The following is a 24380-nucleotide window of genomic DNA, read 5'->3' on the forward strand; positions in this document are numbered from 1 at the left end:
GTCTCTTCCTTTGCGTTGTCGACGGCGACGCGGATGGCGGCACCGGCGGGGTCGTCGGATCGAAAGCCGATTGTACGGGGCCGGGGCTCAGTCGGCCGTGCGGGCACGTCGACGTCGACGACGGCCGACGACGAGCACGGTCACGGTCGTGAGCACGGCGATCCCGACGGTCCCGCCCGTGACGAGCCACCCGGCGGTGAGCCCGGGCACCGAGTAGGACACCCGGACGGTGTGCGAGCCCCGCGGGACCCAGACCGCGCCACCGGCGTTGTCCGCGGCGACGAGGTCGGTCGGCTCGCCGTCCACCGTGGCGTGCCAGCCCGGACGCCGGAGCGAGTCCGCGACCACGAGCCAGCCGCCACCGGTCGCATCGACGTCGGCGACGGTCTCGCTCGGGGCACTCGGCCGTAGCCGGACCACGGCGTCACCCGTCCGGTCGGCCCGGTGGTCGGTGGACGTGCTGAGGACGACGGTGTCGTCGGAGAGCGCGTGCCCGGCGAGTGCCGCGAGCCGGTTGTCCGTCGATGCGAGCACCCGCTGGTCGGACGCCCACCGCACCCGGTCGAGCGCCGAGCTGCGCTGGTAGATCGTTGCGTCGCCGGTGTGCACGACCGACACGCCCTGGCCGGCGACGGGCCGGACGGTGTCCAGGACGGCCTTCCCGCCGGTGCCCGTGCCGATCGCGACCGGCTGCGACTGCCCGGTGACCGTGATCTCGGCGTGCCACTGCACACGCGACGGGATGCTCGACCCCGCGACGGCGACGTTGCGGGGGCCGCCGAGGGCGGGCACCCAGCTCTCGGTCTCGGCGAGGGTCTTCCCGGTGCCGTCCGCGACGATCGCGACGGTGAGGGTCATGCCACGAGCCGACGTCGTGAGCTGCGGCGGGCCGGTGAGGGTCACGCCGTTCACGGGACCGGAGTTGCTCGGCCCGTCGACGGCCGGTCGCCTCGTCGTCAGGTCCGTCCACCCCGTACGGCGGGCGCCGGCCTCGGGGGTCCCGGCGATCGGGGCGGAGGGGTCGGCGACGACGTACTTCGTGGCGACGCGGTCGAGGACGGCGGAGTCGACCAAGTGGGTCATCTCGTCGGGCGCGAACGTCAGGTACGTGGCCGTCGGGTACGTCGTCGGGTCGACGGTCCGCATGAGCTGCTTCCACTCCCGCGTCTGGAACGCGTGCCCGGTGGTCGAGCGGATGCCGTAGTACGAGGCCGACCCGGGCAACGTCGCGGTGCCGGCGGTGGCGAAGCGGTCCTGGGCGGACACGTGCTCCTGCAGGTAGTCGATCGCCGGCGACGACGGGTAGAACGTCGAGTTCGGCGCGATGGGCCACCAGCGGACCGTCGCGGCGACCGCGGGCACGCAGACCGCGGCGACGATGCCCATCGCGGCGGCGACGCGGAGCGAACGGATCCGCAGGAGCCACGGGACGAGGACGAGGACGGCCGTCCCGGCACCGACGACCCCGGTGACGAGGACGAGGAGCTTGGTCCGGTGCAGCACGTCGGCCGGCACCGTGTCGAGCGCCAGCGCCGTCTGCAGCCCGACCGACGCGGTGAACAGCACGACGAGGACGACCGTCGCGATCCGGCCCGCGCGCCGGAGCGGCGTGGCACGGCGGAACCGTGCGAGTTCGTCGCGCAGCGTCTCGGGCTCGACGACGCGTCCGAACCCGATGCCGGCGAGCACCGCGGCGAAGAAGCCCACGAGGACACGCGCTCGACCGATCGGACTCGAGTCGAACACCGGGAGTTCCCGGACCGCGGCCAGGAGCGGGCCGCCGAGGAACACCAGCACGACGCTGAACGCCAGCAGCGACGCGACGATCGGCACGACACCGCGCTGCCGACGCCGGACCAGCGCGGCGTCGGCGTCGCGCGCCGGTGCGGTGGCGGGCGCTGCTCCGCCGGCGGACGCTGCGTCGCGTCGACCCGGGCGGATCAGGACGGCGGCGGCGATGAGCACCACCGCGGCGATGCCGATGTACGAGTACTCCTCGACCGGGTTGCGGAGGCCCCACGCGCGGCCGGTGCTCGCCAGCGACGTGATGTCCGGGATCCAGGAACTCACCAGGGGCGCGGACCCGATGCCGGCACCGCCGCGCTGACCGCGACCGCCGAAGTCGACGACGTTCGCGGCGCTGATCGCGAACGGCACGAGTTGCCAGGCGGCGAGCAGGACACCGAGGACGATCCCGCCGAGGGCGATCCCCGCACTGACGAGCACCTGGCGGAGTGCGCGGTGGGCCACGATCGTGCGGGCCAGGAAGAAGAGGCCACCGACGAAGAGCCCGTAGCCGACGATCGCCGGGAAGCCCCCGAGCAGCATCGCGGTGACGACGAGGCCGACGCTGAACAGGTCGCGTGCACGGAGCTCGACGGCGGCCCGGTCGATGGCCCAGAACAGCAGCGGCAGGAAGGCGGCCACCCGGGTCTGCGGCCAGTTCGACCACGCGACCATGAAGCCGGACGACGCGAAGACGAGCGAGGCGATCGGCCACGCGGCCCGCGGGACGCCCCACCGACGCAGCAGCAGGGACATGCCGGCCGTGATCGCGACGATCTCGAGGAGTTTCACCGCGCCGGCCGCGGCCGAGAACGGCAGGATCCACCAGGGGAGCGACAGCGGGGACCACGCCCCGGAGTTCGGCACGCCGCCGAGTTCGACGCCCCCGGCGACGTACGGGTTCCATGACCCGAACACGCCTTCGTGCGCGAGCTTGACCAGGAGCGTCGTCTGGGGTGTGACGCTGTCGAGGGTGTCACTGCTCAGGATGTTCGTCGAGTTCCGCAGGGTCTCGAGCGACTCACCCCACGGGGTGTACCGGCTGAGCATGCCGGTGTTCAGGAACGTGCCCTGACCGATCAGCGCGGGCCCGATGGTGCAGGCGATGAACGCCACGAGCGCGGCCCAGGCGACGATCTCGACCCAGGACGAAGGGCGACGGAGCCAGAGCGCGAACCGCGTTCGGCCCTTCAGCATCGCCGACGCCGGGTCAGTCGCCATACCGCTGCAGTTTCTGCAGGTCGAGCTGCTCCTCGGCCAGCGTGCGGTTCAGGCGGGTGAGGTCGGCCACGACGCCGATGACGATCGACAGGAGCGCGGTGATGAGCAGGACGACACCGAGGATGATCGACTGCAGGTGGTTGCCGCCGGTGTGCATCGCCAGGAGCACCAGGTACCGGATGAGCGGCCAGAGTCCGAGTGCTCCGAGCACCGCCGCGACCCAGAGGAACAGCGCCATCGGCCGGTACATCAGGTAGACGCGGGCGATCGCAGAGCCGGACTCGAACATGTGCTGGAAGATGTTGTTGAAGAGCCGCGACTCGCGGGTCTTCGGGTTCGTCGTGATCGGCACCGACGCGATCGCCAGGCGCTTGTACCCGGCCTGCACGATGGTCTCCATGCAGTAGCTGAAGCGCGTCACGATGTTCAGGCGGATGAGCGAGTACTTCGAGTACGCGCGGAACCCGCTCGCCGCGTCGGGCAGGTCGAGCCCGGCCGCACGGCTCGCGACCCACGAGCCGAAGCGCTGCATGGCCTTCTTGAAGCCGGAGAAGTGCTCGATGGTGCGCGTCTGCCGGTCGCCGATGACGATCTCGGCTTCCTTCCGCAGGATCGGCTGCACGAGTTCGGCGATCTGTGCCTGCGGGTACTGGTTGTCCCCGTCGGTGTTCACGACGATGTCGGCACCGTGGAGCAGCGCGTAGTCGACGCCGTCACGGAACGAGCGGGCGAGGCCCATGTTCGTGGTGTGGTGCACGAAGTGCTTGACGCCGTGCTCCTTGGCGACCTCGACGGTGCGGTCGGTGCTGCCGTCGTTGATCACCAGGATCTCGATCTCGTCGATGCCGTCGATCTCCCGTGGGATGGAGTCGATGACGCTGGCGAGGGTGTTCTCCTCGTTGAGGCAGGGGATCTGGACGAATAGCTTCACGGGCTCGCTTGGTCTCGTTTCGGGAGTCGGCAATGCGCAGAACCATGACAGCCTATGCGAACTCACGGCTTGCTAGGCTTCCACGGTGCAGATCCGCGAACTGAAGATCCCTGGCGCGTGGGAGTTCACGCCCGTCCAGCACGGCGACGCACGAGGAGCATTCCTCGAGGCGTACCGCGCCGACGTCCTCGAGGAGACCGTCGGTCACCCGCTCGACCTCCGCCAGGTGAACATGTCGATCTCCGCGGCCGGTGTCGCCCGCGGCATCCACTACGCCCTCGTCGCACCGAGCCAGGCGAAGTACGTCACCGCCGTGCGCGGGGCGTTCATCGACTACATCGTCGACATCCGCGTCGGGTCCCCGACGTTCGGCCAGTGGGACTCGGTCCGCATCGACGACGTCGACCGCAAGGCCGTCTACCTGTCCGAGGGGCTCGGCCACGCGATCGTCGCGCTCGAGGACCAGTCGACGGTGAACTACCTGGTCAGCGCGCACTACGACCCCGAGCGCGAGAAGGGGATCACCATCCTCGACCCGACGGTCGGGCTCGACCTGCCCGAGGGTCTCGGCGAGCTGGTGCTGTCCGAGAAGGACACCAGCGCCCCCACCCTCGAAGAAGCCGCGGCCCAGGGGCTGCTGCCGACGTACGAGGAGTGCGTCGCGTACACCGAATCGCTCCGGACGAAGAAGTAAGGGGAAAGCGATGAAGGGCATCATCCTCGCCGGCGGTTCCGGCACGCGCCTCTGGCCGATCACCAAGGGCATCAGCAAGCAGCTCATGCCGATCTACGACAAGCCGATGGTCTACTACCCGCTGTCGACCCTGATGATGGCGGGCATCCGACAGGTGCTGGTCATCACGACGCCGGAGTACAACGACCAGTTCCGGGCCCTGCTCGGCGACGGCTCGGCGTTGGGCATGGAGATCGAGTACGCCGTCCAGCCGTCCCCGGACGGTCTCGCCCAGGCCTTCGTCATCGGTGAGGAGTTCATCGGCGACGACAGCGTCGCGCTCGTCCTCGGCGACAACATCTTCCACGGCACCGGCCTCGGCACGAACCTGCGGAAGAACACCGAGGTCGACGGCGCGACGATCTTCGCGTACCACGTGGCCGACCCGAAGGCGTACGGCGTCGTGGAGTTCGACGACGACTTCACCGCCGTCTCCATCGAGGAGAAGCCGGCCGAGCCGAAGTCGAACTACGCCGTCCCCGGCCTGTACTTCTACGACAACAAGGTCATCGAGATCGCCAAGACCATCGAGCCGAGCGCCCGCGGGGAACTCGAGATCTCGACGGTCAACGAGCGCTACCTCGAGGCCGGTGAGCTCGGCGTCCAGGTCCTCGACCGCGGCACGGCGTGGCTCGACACCGGAACGTTCGAGTCGATGATGCAGGCGTCGGAGTACGTGAAGGTCATCGAGGACCGTCAGGGCTTCAAGATCGGGTGCATCGAGGAGATCGCCTGGCGCAACGGCTGGATCGACGACGCGCAGCTCGCCGAGCTCGCCGCGCCGCTGGTCAAGGGCGGCTACGGCGTCTACCTCCAGCGACTCCTCGGCGTCTAGCACCGCCCGTGGCCTCCGGTTCCGGGTGGTTCGGTCGCCGTCGTCGCGACGCGACCGCTGCCGACCACCCCGACCGGGAGGCCCGTCTCGCGCCCGCGACGACGGCTGAGGTCGTCCGCGTGGCCGGGTTCCCGGACCCGCTGCCGCGGCTGGACCACGACGTCACGGTGCTCGTGACGACCCGCTCGGACCGGCACGCCGAGGTCGCCCGGCTGGTGTCGGTCGCCCACGATGCCTTCGGTCGTGGCGCTGACGTCCGGGCCGTGAGCTACGTCGCCGATGCGTCGCCGGTCGACCCGTTCGGTCGTCGGTCGCCCTGGGTCCGAACGGAACCCGTCGACGGGCTCGGCTCGGCGATCAACGCCGGGGTGGCCGCCGGCGTGGGCCGGACGCTCGTGGTGGTCGACACGTCGGTGTCGCTCGAGGTGTCGGCACTGCGCGAACTCGCGGCGGCGGGCTCGGTCGCGCAGGCCCGCGTCCGGATGCCGGACGGCACGTTCCGCTCCGGTGCCCGGCTGCTGCGCCCCGGCGCGCTGCCGTGGTCGGACGACCGTGCCGACACGGTGACCGACGTCGACACCGTCTTCGCGGCGGACCAGCCGGTGCTCTCGGTGCCGGGGGCGGCGCTGGTGCCGGCACCGTGCCTCCCGGACGAACGCGTGACCCTGACAGCCTGGACCCGCGCGGTCGCCGATGCCCGCGGCGGACCGGTGCGCGTCGTCGGTCACGCGACCCGCACGGTCGAGGCCGGCCGCACCATCGACGCGGCGACCGTCGACGCGGTCGCCGCGTGGCGCGACCGCGAGCCCGACGGCGGCCCGGTCGTCGCCGGCCCGCCGCTGCCGCCGTGGGGAGCACGGCCGGTTTCCCCGGGCCCGGGAACGACCGACGGCGACGCCGAGCACCTGAGCTGGTCGCTGAAGATCGCCGCGCCTGCCGGGCCGGAGGGCGACGGGTGGGGCGACGTGCACTTCGCCGCCGAGCTGGCCGGTGCCCTCGAACGCCTCGGGCAGCGCGTCCGGATCGACCGGCGGGACGCCCACGTGCGCGACGACGATGCCGACGACGACGTGACGCTGGTGATCCGCGGGCTCGACCGGGTGCCGCCGAACCCCGCCTCGGTGAACCTGCTCTGGGTGATCAGCCACCCTGATGACGTCGCCGACACCGAGCTGCGGTCGTTCGACGTCGCCTTCGCGGCCGGTCCGGTGTGGGCGGCTGCCGCGGCCGATCGTTCGGGCGTGCCGGTCCGGACGCTGCTGCAGGCGACCGACCCCGCGGTGTTCCACCCGGGCTCGCGGGCGGCGACGAGCCCCGATGCCGACCGCGTGGTGTTCGTCGGCTCGACCCGCGGCGCCGCACGCCCCATCGTGTCCGACGCGGTCGGGCTCGGTGCCGACCTGCGCGTGCACGGTCCGGGGTGGGACGAGGTCGTCCCCGCGGAGTCGCTCGGCGAATCGTCGCTGACCCGGCCCGAGGTCGCGGCGGCCTACGCCTCGGCGCGTGTGGTGCTCAACGACCACTGGCCGGACATGGCCGCCGGGGGCTTCGTGTCGAACCGGGTGTTCGACGTGCTGGCGTCCGGGGGAGTCGTCGTCACCGACGAGGTCGCCGGGCTGTCCGACGTGCTCGACGTGCCGACGCTCGCGGTCGCGCGCTCCCGCGACGAACTCGCCGCGCTGCTGGACCCGTCGTACGCCTGGCCGACTGCTGCCGAGCGGGCCGTCGTGGCCGAGTACATCGCCGCCGAGCACTCCTTCGACGCCCGTGCCGCCGTCCTGCTCGAGGCAGCTCGAACCGAACGCACCCGCCTCCGCTCCTGACCCGACTCCTCGCGAACCAGGTTCCGGCGCGGGCGGGGTTCGGCTCAGGCGGGTCAGGCGGCGCGGTGGGCGACAGGGAGTTCGGCGCCTGACGGGTCCGGTTCCGGTGGGAGCGTCGGGCGCCAACTACGTCGGAGCGCGCCGAGTAGGAGGAACCAGTCGATGACTGGGAAGGCGCCGAAGAACGCCATCCACGCCGGGGTCCCGATGTCACGGAGCCGCCGTGCGCCGAGTGCCAGGTTCGGGATCGCGGTGACGATGCACCACGCGAAGAGCACCCACTGCGACGGGGAGCCCTCGGCGAGGATGCGCCATCCGTGGTCGCTGCCCTCGAGGATCAGGACGGACTGTCCGATCCCGAGGAACCCGGGGGTGTTCTGGAAGTCGGTCATCGAGTCGTCGGCGCCCCGGACACCGGTGATCATCGGCACGAGGGTGAGCACGAGCCAGACCACGAGCAGGTCGGCCCCGCGTGCCCACCAGAACTCGGCGCGGCTCGCACGGCCGCTGCGGAACGTGAAGGCTCCGGTCCAGTAGCGGCGGGCGGCGTCGATCGGGCCGCAGCCGAGCCAGGGTCCGGGATCACGTTGCACGGCGCCGAGCCTAGTGGCGCCGGGTACCCGCAAGACACCGGTGTTCGCACGTCGAACACTCCCAGATCGCGGTGTAACACGTGGACACCGGTGTTTTGCGACCTGGGCGACCTGGGCGACCTGGGCGACCGGGGCGACCGGGGTACCGGTGGGCGGGGGCTACTTGCGCGTCACCCAGCGGGCGCGGAGCGACAGGCCTGCGTGCAGGGCGACCCGCAGGGGCCAGAGCCACCACGCCCGGTACTTCCGCGACAGGAACCGGTACGCGCTCCGGTGGTGCTCGATCTCCATGCGGCGGCGGTTGGACGACGTCGAGTGGGCACCGGTGTGGGTGACGACCGACGACGGCACGTACACGTTCGCCCGGCCGGCACGACCGATGCGCTGCCCGAGGTCGACGTCCTCGAAGTACATGAAGTACGACTCGTCGAAGCCCCCGAGCTGGCGGAACAGGTCGGTGCGGATGAGGAAGCACGCACCCGAGAGCCAGCCGGCCTCGCGTTCGACGACCTTCGTGGTGGACCAGTACCGCTGGCTCCACGGGTTTGCGGGCCAGAACCGCGAGAACGCCGCGTGGCCGAGGCCGGTCCGGAGCGAGGGGAGCTGCCGGGCGGACGGGTAGGTCTCGCCCTGGTCGTCGAGGATCCGGGGGCCGAACGACCCACCGGACGGCATCCGGTCGGCCGCGGCCACGAGCTCGTCGATCGAGCCCTCGCCGAGCACCACGTCGGGGTTCGTCACGAGCAGGAACTCCGGTCGCACGTCGGGCAGTACGTCGTCGAGGGCGCTCAGGGCTGCGTCGATCCCGCCGCCGTACCCGCGGTTGCCGCCGGAGGACACCACGACGGCGCCGTAGGACTCACCGATCGCCCGGAGCGCGTCGATGTCGGCCGAGCCGTTGTCCGCGATGACGACGGCGACCGGGTCCTTCGAGGCGCCGGCGACGCTCGCCAGGAACGGCCGGATGGTCTCACCGGTGTTGTAGGTGACCGTGAGCACCGCGACCCGGATCACCGCGTCCCCCCACCGACGGACTCGTACGCCTCGACGTGCACGGCGGCGGTGGCGTCCCAGGTGAACTCGTCCGCCCGCGCCAGCGCCGCCGCACGGTGCGAGGCCACGAGCGCCGGGTCGTCGAGCAGCGCCGTCATCGCGGCGGCCAGTGCCGTCGCGTCGGGCTCGGTGTAGACGGCCGCGTCGCCACCGACCTCGGGCAGCGACAACCGCCGGGTGGTCAGGACGCAGGCGCCGGAGGCCATCGCCTCGACCACGGGCAGGCCGAAGCCCTCGCCCAGGGACGGGTAGACGACGAAGTCCGCACCGCCGAGGAAGCCGGCGAGGTCCTCGAGCGGCAGGTACCCCGCCTCGATGACGTGGTCGGTGGGCTGCAGGGCGTCGAGGCGTGCGATCGCGGTCTCGTCCCAGCCGCGCGCCCCCGACAGGACCAGCCACGGCGTGTCCGCGCCGCCGGCCGCACGCGCGGACCGCACCGCGGCGTACGCGTCGAGCAGCGCGGTGACGTTCTTCCGCGGTTCGATGGTGCCGAGGAACGCGATCCACGGAGCGCCCTCGGGCAGGGTGGCGGCGATCCGGGCGTCCTCGACCGCGGCGACGTCGGGCTCGTGGAACACCGTGCGGTCGACGCCGAGCGGTGCGACCCGGACGTCGGCACGGATGCCGCGGACGACCCGGGCGGCCTCGGTCGCGGTGGCCGCGCTCGGCACGATGACGACGGGCCGGGTGCGCAGCGAGCGACGGCTCCACCACGTGAAGAAGGTGCGCTTCAGGCGCGAGTGCCACTCGGGGTTCGAGAAGAACGTGGCGTCGTGCAGCGTGACGACGGACCCACCGCGCCAGCCGAACGGGAACGTGTAGTGCGGGGAGTGCAGCACCCGCGCCCCGAGCCGACGGCCGAGTGCCGGCAGTCCGGTCTGCTCCCACAGGAACCGCAGCGGTACCGAGTCGGTCCACGCCGGCGCCGTGTGCACGGTGGCGTTCGGCGCGAGCGAGCGGAAGTGCGCGGCGTGCACGGGACGGACGACCAGGTGGACGTCGAGCGACGGGTCGCTCAGGTGCGACACGACCCCTTCGACGTAGCGTCCGACGCCGCCGAGCGCCTGCGGTACCGCGGTCCCGTCGACGAGGACGGTGAGCTGCGGCACGCGTGGTTCCTTCCGGGCGGGGGCGTCGTGGCCGTGGCCGTCGACGGGGGAGTGTCCAGGATAGCCCGCTGCGCTCATGCGCCCGGGTCCACGCGGCGGCGCGGGACGGACGCGCGCCGGGTCTCGCGCAGCCGGCGCGCGAGGTGGACCGGCAGGGTCCCCGCGACGTCCGCGAACGCTGCCAGGACGAGCCGCGCCTCCCGGCGGGTGCGACCGGAGGCCAGCCCGCGCAGACCGCGGCCCAGCGTGCGGACGCTCGCCCGCGCGACGGTCGGCCAGGGGGCGTGCCAGAGGGCGACGACGATGCGGTTGCGGGCGTTCCGGAAGACGAACAGGTCGCTCTGCACGCCGGACGACGCCGAGTGGTCGTGCTCGACGACCGCGTCGGTGGCGTGCTCGACGCGCCAGCCGCGGCGGCGGAGTCGCCAGGCGAGCTCGGTGTCCTCGTAGTACATGAAGAGCGACTCGTCGAGCAGGCCGACGTCGTCCAGGGCCGTGCGCCGCAGCGCGGAGGCGCCGCCGGAGAACCCGAAGACGTCGACGTCGGCGACCCGGTCGACGGGCGCGAACCAGTCGCGGTCCATGCCGTTACCGTCGCGGTCGACGCGGACGCCAGTCGAGTTGAGCCGGACCTCGCCGTCCGCCGACGGCGTCCAGCGCCGCCCGTCGTGGTCGCGCATGACGCGCGCATCGGGCGCTGGTTCCGCACCGGCCGGGAGGACCGTCCAGCGTCCGGCGAGCACGATGCGGCCCGTCACCGCCGCGACCTCGGGCCCGGCGTGCGCCAGGTGGTCGCGGAGCGCCGCGACGAAGCCCGGCGCGGGCACAGCGTCGTTGTTCAGGAGCACGACGACGTCGGCGTCGGTGTGCCGGATGCCGGTGTTGGCGCCGGCCGCGAACCCGCCGTTGTCGTCCCGCGCGACGACGGTCGCGTCCGGCAGTGCCTGGCGGAGCACGGCGACCGAGTCGTCCGACGACCCGTTGTCGACGACGATGACGTCCTCGGCGGTGCCCTCGTCGAGCACGGCGCGGACGGCCGCGGTGGTCAGGTCGGCGCGGTTCCAGTTGACGACGACGACGGCGGTGCGCAACGTGTCGTCGGCTCGGGGAGCGCCGACGGCACGGGCCCCGGTGTCGCCGTCGACCGGGGTCAGTCGAGCTCCTCGACCGTGGGCCGCGCGTAGACGGTGCCGACGGCGTTGCCGAACGAGGGGACCTCGAACGAGTCGCACTCCGGCATGTCGTGCAGGTGGCGGCCCGCGGAGTCCATCATCGACACGTTGATGAAGTACTTGCCGGTGCCGAAGGCGGTGTCCGCGATGCGGAGACGGAGCTTCCGGCGGCCGTGCAGCGGGTGCAGTTCGAGGCCCATGATGCCGGTGGTGGTGCCGTAGACGACCTGGCCGCCGGCGTTGTTGATCTGGACTGCGGCCTCCCAGTCGGCGATGCCGTCCAGGTGCTCGAACTCCATGTCCACGACGAGGTCGTCGCCGGGCATGACGTCCGCGCGGGGCTCCTTGCCGTCGACGTGCACGCTCGCCCCGAGGACCTTGCCGCGGCCGACGGCGACGTCGGTGCTGAGCTCGCCCTGGCGGCGTTCCTCGAGCACCTCGCGGAACATGCTCACCGCCTGCACGGGGTCACCGTCGTGCAGCACCTTGCCCTTGTTGAGCAGGACGACGCGGTCGCACATCTCCTGCACCTGGCTGAGCGAGTGCGTGACGATGATGATCGTCTTGCCGGCTTCCTGGAAGGTGCGGATGCGGTCGAGGCACTTGCGCTGGAAGGCCTCGTCACCGACCGCCAGGACCTCGTCGACGAGCAGCACGTCGGGGTCGGTGTGCACGGCGACGGCGAAGGCGAGCCGCACGTACATGCCCGATGAGTAGAACTTCACCTGGGTGTCGATGAAGTCCCCGATGCCCGAGAACGCCAGGATGTCGTCGAATTTCTCGTCGGTCTGCTTGCGGCTGAGGCCGAGCAGGCTCGCGTTGAGGTACACGTTCTCGCGGCCGGACAGGTCGGGGTGGAACCCGGCGCCGAGCTCGAGCAGCGCGGCGAGGCGACCGCGGCGGGACACCGTGCCGGACGTCGGCTGGATGATGCCGCCGATCGCCTTGAGCAGGGTCGACTTGCCGGAGCCGTTCTGACCGATCAGTCCGACGGTCGAGCCGGCCTGGATCGACACGGTGACGTCGTCGAGGGCCCAGAAGTCCTGGCGGTGCTTGCGGCCGGCGCGACCGAGGGTGACGATGCGCTCGCGCAGGGTGTTGTCCTTGCGCACCGTGAAGCGCTTGCGCACGTGGTCGATGACGATGACGTCGGGACGGTCGGCGGTGTCGCCGGTGGTCGTCGGGGCGACGGGGGTGCTGATGGCCATGGTCTAGAGCTCCTGCGCGAAGTTGCCCTGCAGGCGGGAGAAGATCCGCTGCGCACCGATGAGGCAGAAGAGCCCGATCACGAAGGCGATCCCCAGCCGCAGCATCAGGTGTTCCGGGTACGTGACGTCGGCCGGGTCGTGCAGCCAGATCGCGTTCTGCAGGCCGAGCACCGCCAGCGTCAGCGGGTTGTTCGTGTACGCGGTGATGAGCCAGTCGGCGTTCACCGTGGCGACCACGCGCGCGTAGGAGTAGACGATCGGCGAGGCCCAGAGCAGGACCATCAGGCCGACGTCGATGACGAACTGCACGTCGCGCAGGTACACGTTGAGCGCGGACAGCACGAGACCGATGGCCGCGCCGTAGACCAGGATGACGGCGAGCGAGGGGATCAGGTAGACCAGGCCCTCGTGCCAGGGGAAGACCCCGATCACGACCGTCGCGGCGAGCAGGATCGCGAACTGGATGGTGAAGTTCACCAGGGCCGCGCCCACACTGGCGAGCGGGAAGACCTCGCGCGGGACGTAGACCTTCTTGATCAGCCCGGAGTTGCCGACGATCGAGCCCGTCGACCCGGCGACGATCTCGCTGAAGAGCGTGTAGGCGGTCAGGCCGGTGAAGACGTAGATGGCGAAGTTGTCGATGCCGTTGGCGGCGCCGAGGACCTTGCCGATGACGAAGTAGTAGATGAGCAGCTGGGTCAGCGGGCGCACGAGCGTCCAGACGAACCCGAGTGCCGAGTCCTTGTACCGGGCCTTCAGGTCACGTCGGACGAGCATGCCGAGCATCTCGCGCTGCCGGAAGACGTCGCGCAGCTCGCGGAAGGTTCCGCGGAAGGCGCTCGTCGGAGCGCCGATCACGACGAGGGGTTCCTTCGCGAGCGCGGTCATGCGGGCTTGGTCGACCATACGTCTCTTCGTTCGTGGGGGCAGGACCGGAACAGCATACTCACCGGGCCCGCGTGGCGGGGTTGGGCGACGGCCGTCGTGCACCCCGAGTGGGGGTGATTCCGGCCGATCCAACCCTCAACCTTCACTTTCGAGTTACCGTTGTTGCAACCCGGACCCTTGTCAACATCCTCAGGACGGCCCGTCAGCATGCTCCTCGCATCCAGGCCGATCGCTGCGTTCGCGGTGGTCGGTGCACTCAGTCTCCTCGTGGCCGGTTGTTCCGGCGGTGGCGACGACGCCACCCCGTCGCCGTCGGCCTCCGCCACGCGCACCCCGAGTGCGACCCCGACCGGCGACGCCTCGGCGACCGCGGCACCCACCGGAGCGGCCCCGTCGCCGACCGACGGTGCGTCCGGCGACGGCGGCTCCGACTCCGGCGCCGGAGACGACGACACCCCCGGTCCGTTCCCGGGCAGCGGCGCGACGAACCAGCCGGACACCGACCCGTCGGAGTTCCCGGCCACGGCCGTCGTGACCTACGCCGGCTGGGACACCGGCTCGAAGACGCTCCAGGCCGGTGGCCTGGTCTCCGGCACCACCGACACGAGCGGGAAGTGCACCTTCACCGCGACGAAGAACGGCGTCACGCGGAAGGCCACGAGCACCGCGCAGGCGAGTGCCTCGTCGGTGAACTGCGCGCAGGTGTCGTTCCCCGCGGCGAAGGTGCCGAGCGGCACCTGGTCCGTCACCCTGACCTACGCCATCGGCTCCGCGTCGACGACGTCCGACCCCCTGACCGCCGAGGTCCCGTGATGCGTCCCACCCGTTCCCCCCGTCCCGACAGCGATGACCGCCCCGTCCGGCGGTCCCTCCGCAGTTCCCTCGCGCTGGTGGCGTCCCTCGCCGTCGCGGTGAGCGGTCTGACATTCGGCACGGTGCTCTCGGAGCAGACCACGACCCGGTCGGCGTCGGCCGCCGTCGCCTCGGACTTCGACCCGGGCAACATCATCAGCGACGCGAACTTCTACAACGGCTCGGCCATGAGCGCCGCCGCCGTGCAGTCGTTCCTGACGAGCGTCGCACCGAACTGCCGCAAGGCCTCGGGTGGGCCCGCCTGCCTGAAGGACTTCTCGCAGAAGATGAGCTCGATCGGCGCGGTCTCCGGCCGGTGCAAGGCCATCGCCGGCGGCACCAAGAGCGCCGCGACGATGATCGCCCAGGTCGGTGCCGCGTGCGGCATCAGCCAGAAGGTGCTGCTCGTGCTCCTGCAGAAGGAGCAGGGCATCGTGACGACGTCCTCGCCGACGTCCTACATGTACCTGCACGCCACCGGCTTCGCGTGCCCGGACACCGCCCCGTGCGACCCGGCGTACTTCGGCTTCGGCCAGCAGGTCTACGCCGCCGCGCTGCAGTTCAAGCGGTACCAGGCGACGCCGACCTCGTGGGCGTACCAGGCGGGCCGGACGAACTCGATCCTGCTCAACCCGAACGCCGCGTGCGGCCGCAAGTCCGTCTACATCCAGAACCAGGCCACCGCGGCGCTCTACATCTACACGCCGTACACGCCGAACGCCGCGGCGATGTCGAACCTCTACGGCAGCGGCGACGGCTGCTCGGCCTACGGCAACCGCAACTTCTGGCGCATGTACACCGACTGGTTCGGCGCCTCCAGCGGCAGCGGCAACCCGGTCGGCAACGTCGACGCGGTGACCGCCACCGCCACCTCGACCCTGACGGTCCGGGGATGGGCCGCCGACCCCGACACGACGAACCCCCTGCGCGTCGCGTTCTACGTCGACGGCGACGGCGCGAAGACCATCACCGCCGACGCGAACCGCAGCGACCTGGCGGGCACCCTCGGGGCGAACAACACCCGGCACGGGTTCTCGACGACCCTGACCGGGCTGAGCCTCGGCAAGCACAACGTCTGCACGTACGCCATCAACCAGGGCCGCGGCGGCAACACCCTGCTCGGCTGCTACACCCGCACCGTCACGAGCGAAGCGCCGAAGGGCGTCCTCGACTCGGTGACCGGCGGCGTCGGCACGATCTCGGCGAGCGGCTGGGTCCTCGACCCCGACTCGTCGAAGCCCGGCTCGTGGAAGATCCTGGTCGACGGCGTGAGCAAGGCGACCGGCACGGCCGACACGACCCGCACCGACGTGGCGAAGGTCTACCCGGGCGTCGGCAGCACCCTCGGCTTCTCGAAGACGATCGGTGGGATGTCCGCCGGCAAGCGCGCGGTGACGCTCTACGTGGTGGACAAGCCCGGCACGAAGTACGTCAAGGTCGCGTCGAAGTCCGTCGTCGTCGACGCCCCCACCACCGGCAAGACGGGCAAGACCGGCAAGGTCCGCGGCTCGTACGACTCCGTCACCGGCGGCGTCGGCACGGCCACCGTGCGGGGCTGGGCGATCGACCCGGACGTCTGGGACCCGGTCAAGTACAAGATCCACGTCGACGGCGTGAGCACGAACAGCGGTGTCGCGGACGCCACGCGCACCGACGTCGCGGCGGACCACCCCACCTGGGGCTCGGACGTCGGCCTGACGCTCCGGCTCACCGGCCTGAAGGCCGGCAAGCACACCGTGCGCGTCTACTTCCAGGACCTGCAGGGCGGCAAGTACATCAGCTTCGGCACCAAGTCCGTGACCGTGACCGCCGCATCGTCCGCCGAACCCGACGCGTCGGGGACGACGGGCAAGACGGGCAAGACGGGTTCGGTCAAGGGCGCGTACGAGTCCGTGACCGGCGGCGTGAACAGCGCCACGGTGCGCGGTTGGGCGATCGACCCCGACGTCTGGGACCCGGTGCAGTACAAGATCCACGTCGACGGTGTCGCCATCGCCCCCGGAGCCGCGAACGCGAAGCGGACCGACGTCGAGGCCGTGCACCCCGCCTGGGGTTCCGACGTCGGCCTGTCCCTGAAGATCCCCGGGCTGACCGCCGGCACCCACTCGGTGCGGGTGTACTTCCAGGAGCTGCCGAGCGGCACCTACAAGAGCTTCGGCACGAAGAGCGTGCGGGTCACCGACCCGCCCACCACCGGCAAGACGGGCAAGACCGGTTCGGTCAAGGGCCTGTACGAGTCGGTCACCGGCGGCGTCGGCACCATCACGGTCGCCGGCTGGGCCATCGACCCGGACGTCTGGGACCCGGTCGGCTACAAGATCCACCTGGACGGCGTGGCCGTCTCGCCGGGCACCGCGAACGCGACCCGGACCGACGTGCAGGCCGCGCACCCGGACTGGGGGTCGGACGTGGGACTGTCGCGGAAGTTCACCGGGCTGAAGAAGGGCACGCACACCGTGCGCGTCTACTTCCAGGACCTGCCGAGCGGCACCTACAAGAGCTTCGGCACCAAGACCGTCACCGTGCAGTAGACGGTCACCACGACGGACGGGAGGCCTGGTACCAGCTGGTACCGGGCCTCCCGTCCGTCTGTTGGTCGCGTCGACCGCCGTCAGCGGCGTGCGCGCCGCGCCATCAGACCGACGCCGTGCAGCAGCCGGTACTCGGGCGAGCGCGTGAGGCCCTCGAAGCGGGCCGCGATCTGGTCGCGCTCCGCCTCGGCCCGGCGGCGTGCGGTGTCGTACGCGCCGACCTGCTGCTCCGACGCGATCAGGCGTGCGTTGATGTCGTGCACGCCGGACAGGTGGACGTCGCGGTCGTGCTCGGCCTGCCGGAGCGTCTCGCGCTGGGCGGTGGCCCAGCGCAGGAACGCCCCACGCTCGCCGCTCCGACCCGAGGCGGCGGCGACGGCGGCGTCGAGCGACGGGCCGACCTGCTCGGCACGGGTGCGGAACGAGTGCCGCTCGAGCACCACGGCGCGGAGCCGGGCGACCAGGGCCGTGCGCTCGTCGCGGGGCATCGCGAGCACGCGCTCGAGCGAGTCGGCGTCGTCGAACACCGGCACGTCGGACAGGCCGAGCTCGTCGAGCCCGAGCGCGCAGTCGGTGACGGGCAGCGCGCCGGACGCGAGCGACTCGTACAGGCGGGAGTTCAGGGTGCCGTACTCGGCGGCCGGCTCGATCACGTCGTCGACGACGAAACCGGCTGCGCGGTAGACCTCGGGCAGCGCGAAGTAGGACACCGCTGGGCGGAGCTCGACGCCGGCCGAGGCCTCGACGTGGTCGACGTTCGCGGCGAACCAGACGATCGGTTCGGTCGGGGCGACCTCGGCCAGGACGTCCTGCACACGGCGGCGGACACCCCAGAAGTTGACGGTGGTGACGGCGCGGTCGGTACGTTCGCGCGGTGCGTTGGCGTCGGTGGTGAACAGCTCGGTGTCCACGCCGATCGGCACGACCTCGACGGGGCCGCTGTAGGCCGCGGCGACCGCGTCGCGGGCGGCCTCGGACGAGGTCCAGACGGCGTCGAACTCGTCCAGGTACGGCAGGGCTGCCCACTTGGCGGTCCAGTTCCGCACCCACGCCACCAGGGCGGTGCCGGCGGGGACGTAGCCGGGCACGAAGGACTCGATCATGCTGACCACGACGGTGGTGTCGGCGGGGAGCTCCTCGCCCCAGCGCGCCAACGGCCACATCGCCACGCCCCAGCCCTCGGCCCGGAGTGCCCGCGCGAGGCCGAGCGCGACGAACAGATCGCCCTTGCCCTCGGCCGGATCGGCGGTCGAGACCGCGAAGCGGATCGTGCCGCGGGGGCCCTCGGCGTGCTCGTCGGCCGCGAGGGCCGCGTAGTCCTCGCGGAGGGGGGAGGGCATGGGGGAGCTCGGGATCACAGCGGTCACGCACGCCATTCTGCACGAATCCGCAGCGGCGGCAGGGAGTCCGTGGGCGCGCCTTGTAGGGTGTCATCGGCCCGCGGCACCCCGCTGGCCGAGCCACCTACCCGCGCCCGGTGCGCGGCAGCTGCTGGAGGAACTCGCGTGACAGAGCGCAAGCCGGGAGTCGTTTCCGTCATCCTCGTGAACTACAAGGGCACGGACGACACCCTGACGAGCATCGCGGAGCTCCGCAAGCAGGACTGGCCGCAGGACAAGCTCGAGGTGATCGTCGTCGAGAACGGTTCGGGCCCCGAGCACCTCGGTCGGCTGAAGGCCTCGTCCCTCGACTTCACCCTGATCGATGCGGGTGCGAACCTCGGGTTCACGGGCGGGTGCAACCTCGGCGTCGAGAAGTCCTCCGGCGAGGTCGTGGCGTTCCTCAACAACGACGCCCGTCCGGACACCGGCTGGGTGCGCGAGGCCATGGCCACGTTCGCCTCCGGTGCCGACATCGGTGCCGTCGCCTCGAAGGTCCTCGACTGGGAAGGCGTCAACGTCGACTTCACCGAGGCCGCGATGACCTGGTACGGCATGGGCTACAAGCCCTTCGCCGGGTCGCCGGACACCGGCCGGTGGGAGAGCGAGACCGACGTCCTGTTCGGCACCGGCGCCGCGATGTTCATCCGCGCCGAGCTCTTCGAGCAGCTCGACGGCTTCGACGACCGCTACTTCATGTTCTACGAGGACGTCGACCTCGGCTGGCGGCTCAACCTGCTCGGCTGGCGCTTCCGGTACCAGCCGAAGTCCGTCGCGTTCCACAAGCACCACGCGTCGATGAACAAGTTCGGCGACTTCCGCGAGACCTACCTGCTCGAGCGCAACGCACTGTTCACGCTCTACAAGAACCTCGGTGACGAACAGCTCGCCGCGGCGCTGCCCGGTTCGCTGGCGCTCGCCGTCCGCCGTGCCGTGGGCCGCGGGGAGCTCGACTCCACCGAGCTCGACCTGCGCAACCCCGGCGACGACAGCGTCCCCACCATCCCGGTGCCGAAGACGAGCATGGCGGGCATCTACGGCGTCGACCAGTTCGTCGAGCAGCTGCCGTCGATGACCGAGTCCCGCCGCCAGATCCAGGCGAGCCGTGTCCGGTCCGACCGCGAGCTCCTCCGCCTGTTCGGTAACCGCGACGAGCCCGCGTACCCGATCGAGAACTACCTGGCCGGCTACGACAAGATCGTGCACTCCCTCGGCGTGCTCGAGGTCGGCACCCGTCGCCGCGTCCTCATCATCACGGGCGACTCGATCGGCGCGAAGATGGCCGGTCCGGCGATCCGCGCCACCCAGATGGCGAAGCAGCTGGCATCGGAGCACGACGTCCGCGTGGTCAGCCTCACCCGCTCGTCGCCGATCGACCCCTCGTACGAGGTCGTCACGGTCCCGCACCGCCACCCGCGCCAGATGGTCGAGCACGAGGGCTGGGCCGACGTCATCATCGTGCAGGGCCACGCGCTCCGGCTGTTCCCCGTGCTCGAGTCGACCAGCAAGATCCTGGTCGTCGACGTCTACGACCCGCTGCACCTCGAGCAGCTCGAACAGGGCCGCAGCGACGACGTCGACAAGTGGAACCGCCAGATCCTCGACGCCTCGGACACGCTGAACCACCAGCTCGAGCTCGGCGACTACTTCATCTGTGCCTCGGAGCGTCAGCGGATGTTCTGGCTCGGGCAGCTCGCCGGCTCCGGCCGCGTGAACGCCCGCACGTACTCGCGTGACGCCGACCTGCGCTCGCTCATCGGCGTCGTGCCGTTCGGCCTGTCCTCGACCCCGCCGGTGCACGACCAGCAGCGGGTCAAGGGCGTCGTGCCGGGCATCGGCAAGAACGACAAGCTCGTCGTCTGGGGCGGGGGGATCTACGACTGGTTCGACCCGATCACCCTGGTCCGCTCGATCGCCCGGCTCGCCGAGCGCCGTCCGTCGGTCAAGCTCTTCTTCATGGGTGTGCAGCACCCGAACCCCGACGTCCCCGAGATGGACATCGTGGCGAAGGTCCGCGCCGAGGCGGACGCCCTCGGGCTCACCGGCAAGCACGTGTTCTTCAACGACCAGTGGATCCCGTACGAGGAGCGCGGCGCCTACCTGCTCGAGGCCGACGCCGGCGTCTCGACGCACTACGAGCACCTCGAGACGACGTTCTCGTTCCGCACCCGCATCCTCGACTACCTGTGGGCACGTCTGCCGATCGTCACGACGGCCGGCGACTCGTTCGGTGACCTCGTCGCGGAGCAGAAGCTCGGCATCGCGGTGCACGAGCAGGACGTCGACGGCCTGGCGACCGCGCTCGAGACGGCGCTCTTCGACAAGAAGGCCCGCACCGAGTTCATCGGCAACGTCGACCGTGTGCGCGAGCAGTTCACGTGGGAGAACGTCCTCGCCCCGCTCGTCGAGTTCTGCCGGAACCCGATCCGCGCTGCGGACAAGTCGGTGCGCGACACGACGTCCTCGATCGAGCCGCACAAGATGCGCGTCCGCGTGCCGGAGCGCAAGAAGCTCTCCGGTGTCCGCTACGACCTCGGTCGCGCCGTGCACTACCTGCGCACCGAGGGCCCCCGCAGCGTCGCAGGCAAGGTGAAGCGACGCCTGAACCGGTGACCCCGGGGGACACCGCCGCCCTCGTCATCGTCCCGACCTACGACGAGGCCGAGAACATCCGCGCGATCACGGCCGCCGTGCTGGCGGCGGTGCCCGGTGCCCACGTGCTCGTCGTCGACGACGGCAGCCCGGACGGCACCGGGGACATCGTGCGGTCGCTGGCCGCCGCTGACGACCGCGTGCACCTGCTGCAGCGCCCCGGCAAGGCCGGGCTCGGCACGGCGTACGTCGCCGGCTTCCGGTGGGGTCTGGAGCGCGGCTACCCGCTGCTGGTCGAGATGGACGCCGACGGCTCGCACCCGGCCGACCGGTTGCCGGCCATGATCGACGCCGTGACCGCGTCCGAGGACGTCCTGCTCGCGATCGGGTCCCGCTGGGTGCCGGGTGGCTCGGTCGTCGACTGGCCGCTCCGACGCCAGGCGCTCAGCCGCGGGGCGAACACCTACGCCCGCCTGGTGCTCGGCCTCGGCGTGCGCGACATCACCGCCGGGTACCGCGTGTACCGCTCGTCGGCGATCGCGCGGATGGACCTCGCATCGGTGGACTCGAAGGGGTACTGCTTCCAGGTGGACATGACGCTGCGCGTGGACGCCCTCGGCGGCCGCATCGTCGAGGTGCCGATCCGGTTCCGCGACCGCGTGCACGGGGTCTCCAAGATGAGCCGGTCCATCGTGGTCGAGGCGATGCTCCGTGTCACCCGGTGGGGTGTGCAGCGCCGTCTGGGTCGCCGCACGCGCCCGTAGCGCGAGGCCCGGAGCGCGCGCTCGCTTCGTGCGCAGGAACGGTCGCGTCGCGTCTACTGGGGCGACCGTTCCTGCTCACGATGCGCGGGCCCGGAACGTTCGGCGTGACGGCCTGGAGGCGCGGTGCGGGGCCGCCACGGGCCTCCGGTCCGGCGCTACACGCGCGGCAGGTGCCGGCGCCACGATCGCCGCCGCGCGGCGATCACGAGCACCGTCACGAAGAACATCAGCCCCGCGCCGTGCAGCAGGTAGCTCTCCGCCGTGCTGGTGACGGCGAGCAGCACGAGCACCGCGGCCGGCCACACGTACGCCACCCCGGGGAACGTCGTCGCCGTCACCCAGGCCCGCGCGAACGCGAGCAGCGCCGTGATCCCGAGGATGAGCGTGCCCGCGAAGCCGATCTGCAGCCAGGCGTCCACGAAGGCGTTCAGGCCCGAGGTGAAGCGGACGCCGGCGGGGTCGATGAGCGTCACGTACGGCACCACCGGCTCGGTCGGCCAGGTCCCCACCCAGCCCCAGCCCTGGATCGGGTAGCGCTCCACCAGGACCCGGATCTGGGACCACAGGTCCGTGCGCGTCGCGGTGCCGCCGGCCGCCCCGATCTCGGCGAGCAGCCGGTGCCGCGCGAGCACCCCGACGGCCAGGGTCAGCAGGACGACCGCGCCGAGGACGCCGTTGACCACCGGTCTGGTCGCCGGTCGCGCGTGCCGGAGTGACCAGAGCGCCAGTGCGGTGACGGCGAGTGCGATCATCGCCAGGCCGGTGATGGGGGACTGCACGAGCATCAGGGCGATGACGGCGAGCGAGGTCGAGGCGATCGCGCGCCAGAGCGTGACGGACCGGGTGAGGAACTCGACCACGAAGGTGACCAGTGCCATGGCGGCGATGAAGCCCATGAAGTTGCGTGTGCCGCCGATGCCCTGGATCGGGCCGCCGTACGCGATGTCACCGCGGATGCCGAACGCCGGGAACGGGACGTCGAGCACCAGGCCGGACAGGACCTCGAGCCCGAGGGCGGTCACGAGCAGGATCCGGAAGGCGTCGCCCGAGGCCCGGATCACCTGCACCAGGTCGCGGCCGAGCGCCAGGTACAGCCCGAGGCCGATGAAGCACACGGTCTGCACGAGCCCGCGGAGCGCGAACCAGGAGTACTCGCTCCACAGCACGCTCAACGCGCAGTAGCCGACGAAGGCCAACAGCGAGAGGGGGAGGACCCCGTGCCACTCGATCCGGTAGCGCTGTCCCAGCAGACTCAGCCCCGCGAGCACGAACAGCGTCACGAGCACCGCCCAGGTCCCCGCCTGACCGACGAGTGTCTCCACCGTGGGCTGGCCGAACCCGAACAGCACGATGACCGTCGCGAGCGCCTGGCTGAACCGTCCACCGGCCGAGAAGCCGATCCAGGCGGAGAGGTACCGGCGCCCGAGCACCTGTCTGCTCACCCGGCCGTCCGTCACGCGTCCATCTTGGCGCACGACCTTGTGACGAGCACACCACATCGCGGTGTGGCTGTATCGACGATGCGCGATGAGCGATCTATCCTCACCGAATGGACGTCGCGCGCAGGGTCGTCGGCGTCCCGCTCGTCGCGGTCCTCGTCGGCCTGCTCACGACCGCACTGGCCTGGTACCGCCTCGGTCCGGTGGCGCGGAACACCGTCTGGGCCGAGGACGGCGGCGTGTTCCTGCGCGAACGGATCGCGATGGGGCCCGTCGACACGCTGCTGCACCCCTACGCCGGCTACCTGCACCTGCTGCCCCGGCTCATCGTCGACCTCGGCTACGCGCTGCCGCCCGAACGGTACGCGCAGGTGGTGGCACTGGCGTCCTGCGCGGTGGTCGGCGGGGTCTGCGCCCTGGTGTTCGTGCTGTCCCGCGACGTCGTCCGCCCGTGGCCGTTCCGGCTGGTGCTCGCCGCCGTCCCCGTCGTCCTGCCGCTCGCCCCGTACGAGATCAGCGGCAACGCGGCGAACCTGCACTGGTTCCTGCTCGTCCTGGTGCCGTGGGTCTTCACCTTCCGCAGCCGCTCCTGGTGGGGCGCGGGCGCGCTCGCCGTGGTCGCTGGTGTCGCCGTGCTCACCGAACCCCTCACCGCACTGTTCGCGCCCCTGTTGCTCCTCGCGTGGACGCCCCGAGGCCGAACGCCCGGCTCATCCGGTCGGTGGTCCGCGCTGCCCGTCACGGTCGTCGTGGTCGTCGCCCTGGCCGCGCAGGGCGTCACGGCCCTGACGAACCCGCGTGCCCTCGCCACGGGGTCGCCGGCGGTCGTGGACGTGCTCGCCGGGTACCTGCTGCGTCCCGTGGCGGGTGCCTGGGGTCCGGACCTCGGCGCCGCGCTGACGGCGGTGGTGGAGCACGGCTGGGCCGTGGTCCTGGTCCCCGCCGCCCTGCTGCTGGTCGTCCTGGTGGCGGCCGTGGTCGTCGGGCCGACAGGCACCCGGTGGATGGTCACGGCACTCGCCGCCGGTTCGGTCGCGGTGTGGTGGGTGGCCGTCCTCGCCAACCACGGTGCCGGCGTCCGCTGGTCCGCGCCGGTGAGCGCGATGGCCGCCCTGCCGCCGCAGCGCTACGCCGCCGCTGCCGGCCTGCTGCTCGTGAGCGCCGCGGTGGTCGCCGCCGCCGCGCTGGTGGACGCGCCCCGCTGGTCGCGTGTGGCGGCACGGACAGGAGGCGCGGGTCGCCTCGTCGGTGCGCTGGCCGGTTGGTGCGTGGTCACCGCCGTCGTCGCGTCGGCCGTGCTGCACGTCGCGCCGGCGGACACGCGGCGCAGCGACGGCCCGGTGTGGGCCGGGCAGTTGCCGGCGGCGGTCGAGGCGTGCGACGCGGACCCGTCGCTCGAGGTCGCCCGGGTGCGGTCGAACCCGTGGTCGTCCCCGGTGGCGTGCTCCTGGCTGTCGCGCTGAGGGAGCGCC

General features: G+C 71.5%; 18 protein-coding genes. 8 read left to right on the plus strand and 10 right to left on the minus strand.

The genetic code is table 11. From position 1 onward, the window contains the following. Positions 1 to 87: 87 nt before the first annotated feature. Both ASF75_RS09810 and ASF75_RS09815 read right to left on the minus strand, forming a co-directional pair. The gene (locus ASF75_RS09810) at positions 88 to 3006 is read right to left on the minus strand and encodes a hypothetical protein (RefSeq protein WP_056070863.1); all 2919 of its coding nucleotides are present in this window, start codon (positions 3004 to 3006) and stop codon (positions 88 to 90) included. After that, entirely contained in the window at positions 2996 to 3937 is a 942-nt protein-coding gene (locus tag ASF75_RS09815) for a glycosyltransferase family 2 protein (RefSeq protein ID WP_017888781.1), read from the minus strand. Before ASF75_RS09815 ends, ASF75_RS09810 begins: the two co-directional genes overlap by 11 nt. A gap of 85 nt (positions 3938 to 4022) precedes the next feature. On the opposite strand from ASF75_RS09815, the gene ASF75_RS09820 reads away from it, so the two are divergent. Genes ASF75_RS09820 through ASF75_RS09830 form a run of 3 tightly spaced genes read left to right on the plus strand, consistent with a single transcriptional unit; the run spans position 4023 to position 7328 of the window. Continuing rightward, the gene (locus ASF75_RS09820; RefSeq protein WP_017888782.1) at positions 4023 to 4631 is read left to right on the plus strand and encodes a dTDP-4-dehydrorhamnose 3,5-epimerase family protein; all 609 of its coding nucleotides are present in this window, start codon (positions 4023 to 4025) and stop codon (positions 4629 to 4631) included. Positions 4632 to 4641: 10 nt separating this feature from the next. Then, on the plus strand, positions 4642 to 5505 hold the full coding sequence (gene rfbA / locus ASF75_RS09825; RefSeq protein WP_056070866.1) for a glucose-1-phosphate thymidylyltransferase RfbA: 864 nt from the start codon (positions 4642 to 4644) through the stop codon (positions 5503 to 5505). Between the two features lie 8 nt (positions 5506 to 5513). Continuing rightward, the gene (locus ASF75_RS09830; protein WP_056070869.1) at positions 5514 to 7328 is read left to right on the plus strand and encodes a glycosyltransferase; all 1815 of its coding nucleotides are present in this window, start codon (positions 5514 to 5516) and stop codon (positions 7326 to 7328) included. A gap of 53 nt (positions 7329 to 7381) precedes the next feature. On the opposite strand, the gene ASF75_RS09835 is transcribed toward ASF75_RS09830, so the two are convergent. From ASF75_RS09835 to ASF75_RS09860, 6 genes are all read right to left on the minus strand, one after another. After that, positions 7382 to 7921, minus strand: coding sequence for a DUF805 domain-containing protein (locus tag ASF75_RS09835; RefSeq protein ID WP_056070873.1), 540 nt, complete (start codon positions 7919 to 7921; stop codon positions 7382 to 7384). Between the two features lie 159 nt (positions 7922 to 8080). Further along, the gene (locus ASF75_RS09840; protein ID WP_042538805.1) at positions 8081 to 8935 is read right to left on the minus strand and encodes a glycosyltransferase family 2 protein; all 855 of its coding nucleotides are present in this window, start codon (positions 8933 to 8935) and stop codon (positions 8081 to 8083) included. Then, entirely contained in the window at positions 8932 to 10083 is a 1152-nt protein-coding gene (locus ASF75_RS09845) for a glycosyltransferase family 4 protein (protein ID WP_056070876.1), read from the minus strand. Before ASF75_RS09845 ends, ASF75_RS09840 begins: the two co-directional genes overlap by 4 nt. A gap of 74 nt (positions 10084 to 10157) precedes the next feature. After that, complete coding sequence (locus tag ASF75_RS09850; RefSeq protein ID WP_056070879.1) at positions 10158 to 11174, minus strand: glycosyltransferase family 2 protein; 1017 nt, start codon at positions 11172 to 11174, stop codon at positions 10158 to 10160. Between the two features lie 59 nt (positions 11175 to 11233). After that, positions 11234 to 12463: an ABC transporter ATP-binding protein gene (locus ASF75_RS09855; protein WP_056070882.1), complete on the minus strand. Its 1230-nt coding sequence runs from the start codon at positions 12461 to 12463 to the stop codon at positions 11234 to 11236. Positions 12464 to 12466: 3 nt separating this feature from the next. Next, on the minus strand, positions 12467 to 13369 hold the full coding sequence (locus ASF75_RS09860; RefSeq protein WP_017888790.1) for an ABC transporter permease: 903 nt from the start codon (positions 13367 to 13369) through the stop codon (positions 12467 to 12469). Between the two features lie 189 nt (positions 13370 to 13558). Between ASF75_RS09860 and ASF75_RS09865 the strand changes: the two genes are divergently transcribed. Both ASF75_RS09865 and ASF75_RS09870 read left to right on the plus strand, forming a co-directional pair. After that, positions 13559 to 14164, plus strand: coding sequence for a hypothetical protein (locus ASF75_RS09865; RefSeq protein ID WP_056070885.1), 606 nt, complete (start codon positions 13559 to 13561; stop codon positions 14162 to 14164). 77 nt (positions 14165 to 14241) lie between these two features. Beyond that, positions 14242 to 16734 (plus strand): hypothetical protein, encoded by a 2493-nt coding sequence (locus tag ASF75_RS09870; RefSeq protein ID WP_156463839.1) that lies wholly within the window; start codon positions 14242 to 14244, stop codon positions 16732 to 16734. Between the two features lie 80 nt (positions 16735 to 16814). Here ASF75_RS09870 and ASF75_RS09875 read toward each other — a convergent pair whose 3' ends face one another. Next, on the minus strand, positions 16815 to 18101 hold the full coding sequence (locus tag ASF75_RS09875; RefSeq protein WP_162243015.1) for a glycosyltransferase family protein: 1287 nt from the start codon (positions 18099 to 18101) through the stop codon (positions 16815 to 16817). Between the two features lie 138 nt (positions 18102 to 18239). Between ASF75_RS09875 and ASF75_RS09880 the strand changes: the two genes are divergently transcribed. Together ASF75_RS09880 and ASF75_RS09885 are read left to right on the plus strand one after the other, a co-directional pair. Next, on the plus strand, positions 18240 to 20726 hold the full coding sequence (locus ASF75_RS09880) for a glycosyltransferase (RefSeq protein WP_056070893.1): 2487 nt from the start codon (positions 18240 to 18242) through the stop codon (positions 20724 to 20726). Next, on the plus strand, positions 20723 to 21469 hold the full coding sequence (locus ASF75_RS09885; protein WP_056070896.1) for a polyprenol monophosphomannose synthase: 747 nt from the start codon (positions 20723 to 20725) through the stop codon (positions 21467 to 21469). Before ASF75_RS09880 ends, ASF75_RS09885 begins: the two co-directional genes overlap by 4 nt. A gap of 155 nt (positions 21470 to 21624) precedes the next feature. Here ASF75_RS09885 and ASF75_RS09890 read toward each other — a convergent pair whose 3' ends face one another. Continuing rightward, positions 21625 to 22926 carry an O-antigen ligase family protein gene (locus ASF75_RS09890; RefSeq protein WP_056070899.1) on the minus strand — a complete coding sequence of 434 codons (1302 nt, stop codon included), beginning with the start codon at positions 22924 to 22926 and terminating at the stop codon, positions 21625 to 21627. Between the two features lie 92 nt (positions 22927 to 23018). Between ASF75_RS09890 and ASF75_RS09895 the strand changes: the two genes are divergently transcribed. After that, positions 23019 to 24371: a hypothetical protein gene (locus ASF75_RS09895; protein WP_056070902.1), complete on the plus strand. Its 1353-nt coding sequence runs from the start codon at positions 23019 to 23021 to the stop codon at positions 24369 to 24371. Positions 24372 to 24380: the final 9 nt, after the last annotated feature.

The sequence above is a fragment of the Curtobacterium sp. Leaf154 genome (genome assembly GCF_001424595.1).
Taxonomy (GTDB): domain Bacteria; phylum Actinomycetota; class Actinomycetes; order Actinomycetales; family Microbacteriaceae; genus Curtobacterium; species Curtobacterium poinsettiae.

Coding starts and splice junctions, on each gene's coding strand:
- ASF75_RS09865 (WP_056070885.1), top strand. CDS start 13,559: ATGCTCCTCGCATCCAGGCCGATCGCTGCGTTCGCGGTGGTCGGTGCA.
- rfbA (WP_056070866.1), top strand. CDS start 4,642: ATGAAGGGCATCATCCTCGCCGGCGGTTCCGGCACGCGCCTCTGGCCG.
- ASF75_RS09810 (WP_056070863.1), bottom strand. CDS start 3,006: ATGGCGACTGACCCGGCGTCGGCGATGCTGAAGGGCCGAACGCGGTTC.
- ASF75_RS09860 (WP_017888790.1), bottom strand. CDS start 13,369: ATGGTCGACCAAGCCCGCATGACCGCGCTCGCGAAGGAACCCCTCGTC.
- ASF75_RS09855 (WP_056070882.1), bottom strand. CDS start 12,463: ATGGCCATCAGCACCCCCGTCGCCCCGACGACCACCGGCGACACCGCC.
- ASF75_RS09895 (WP_056070902.1), top strand. CDS start 23,019: ATGGACGTCGCGCGCAGGGTCGTCGGCGTCCCGCTCGTCGCGGTCCTC.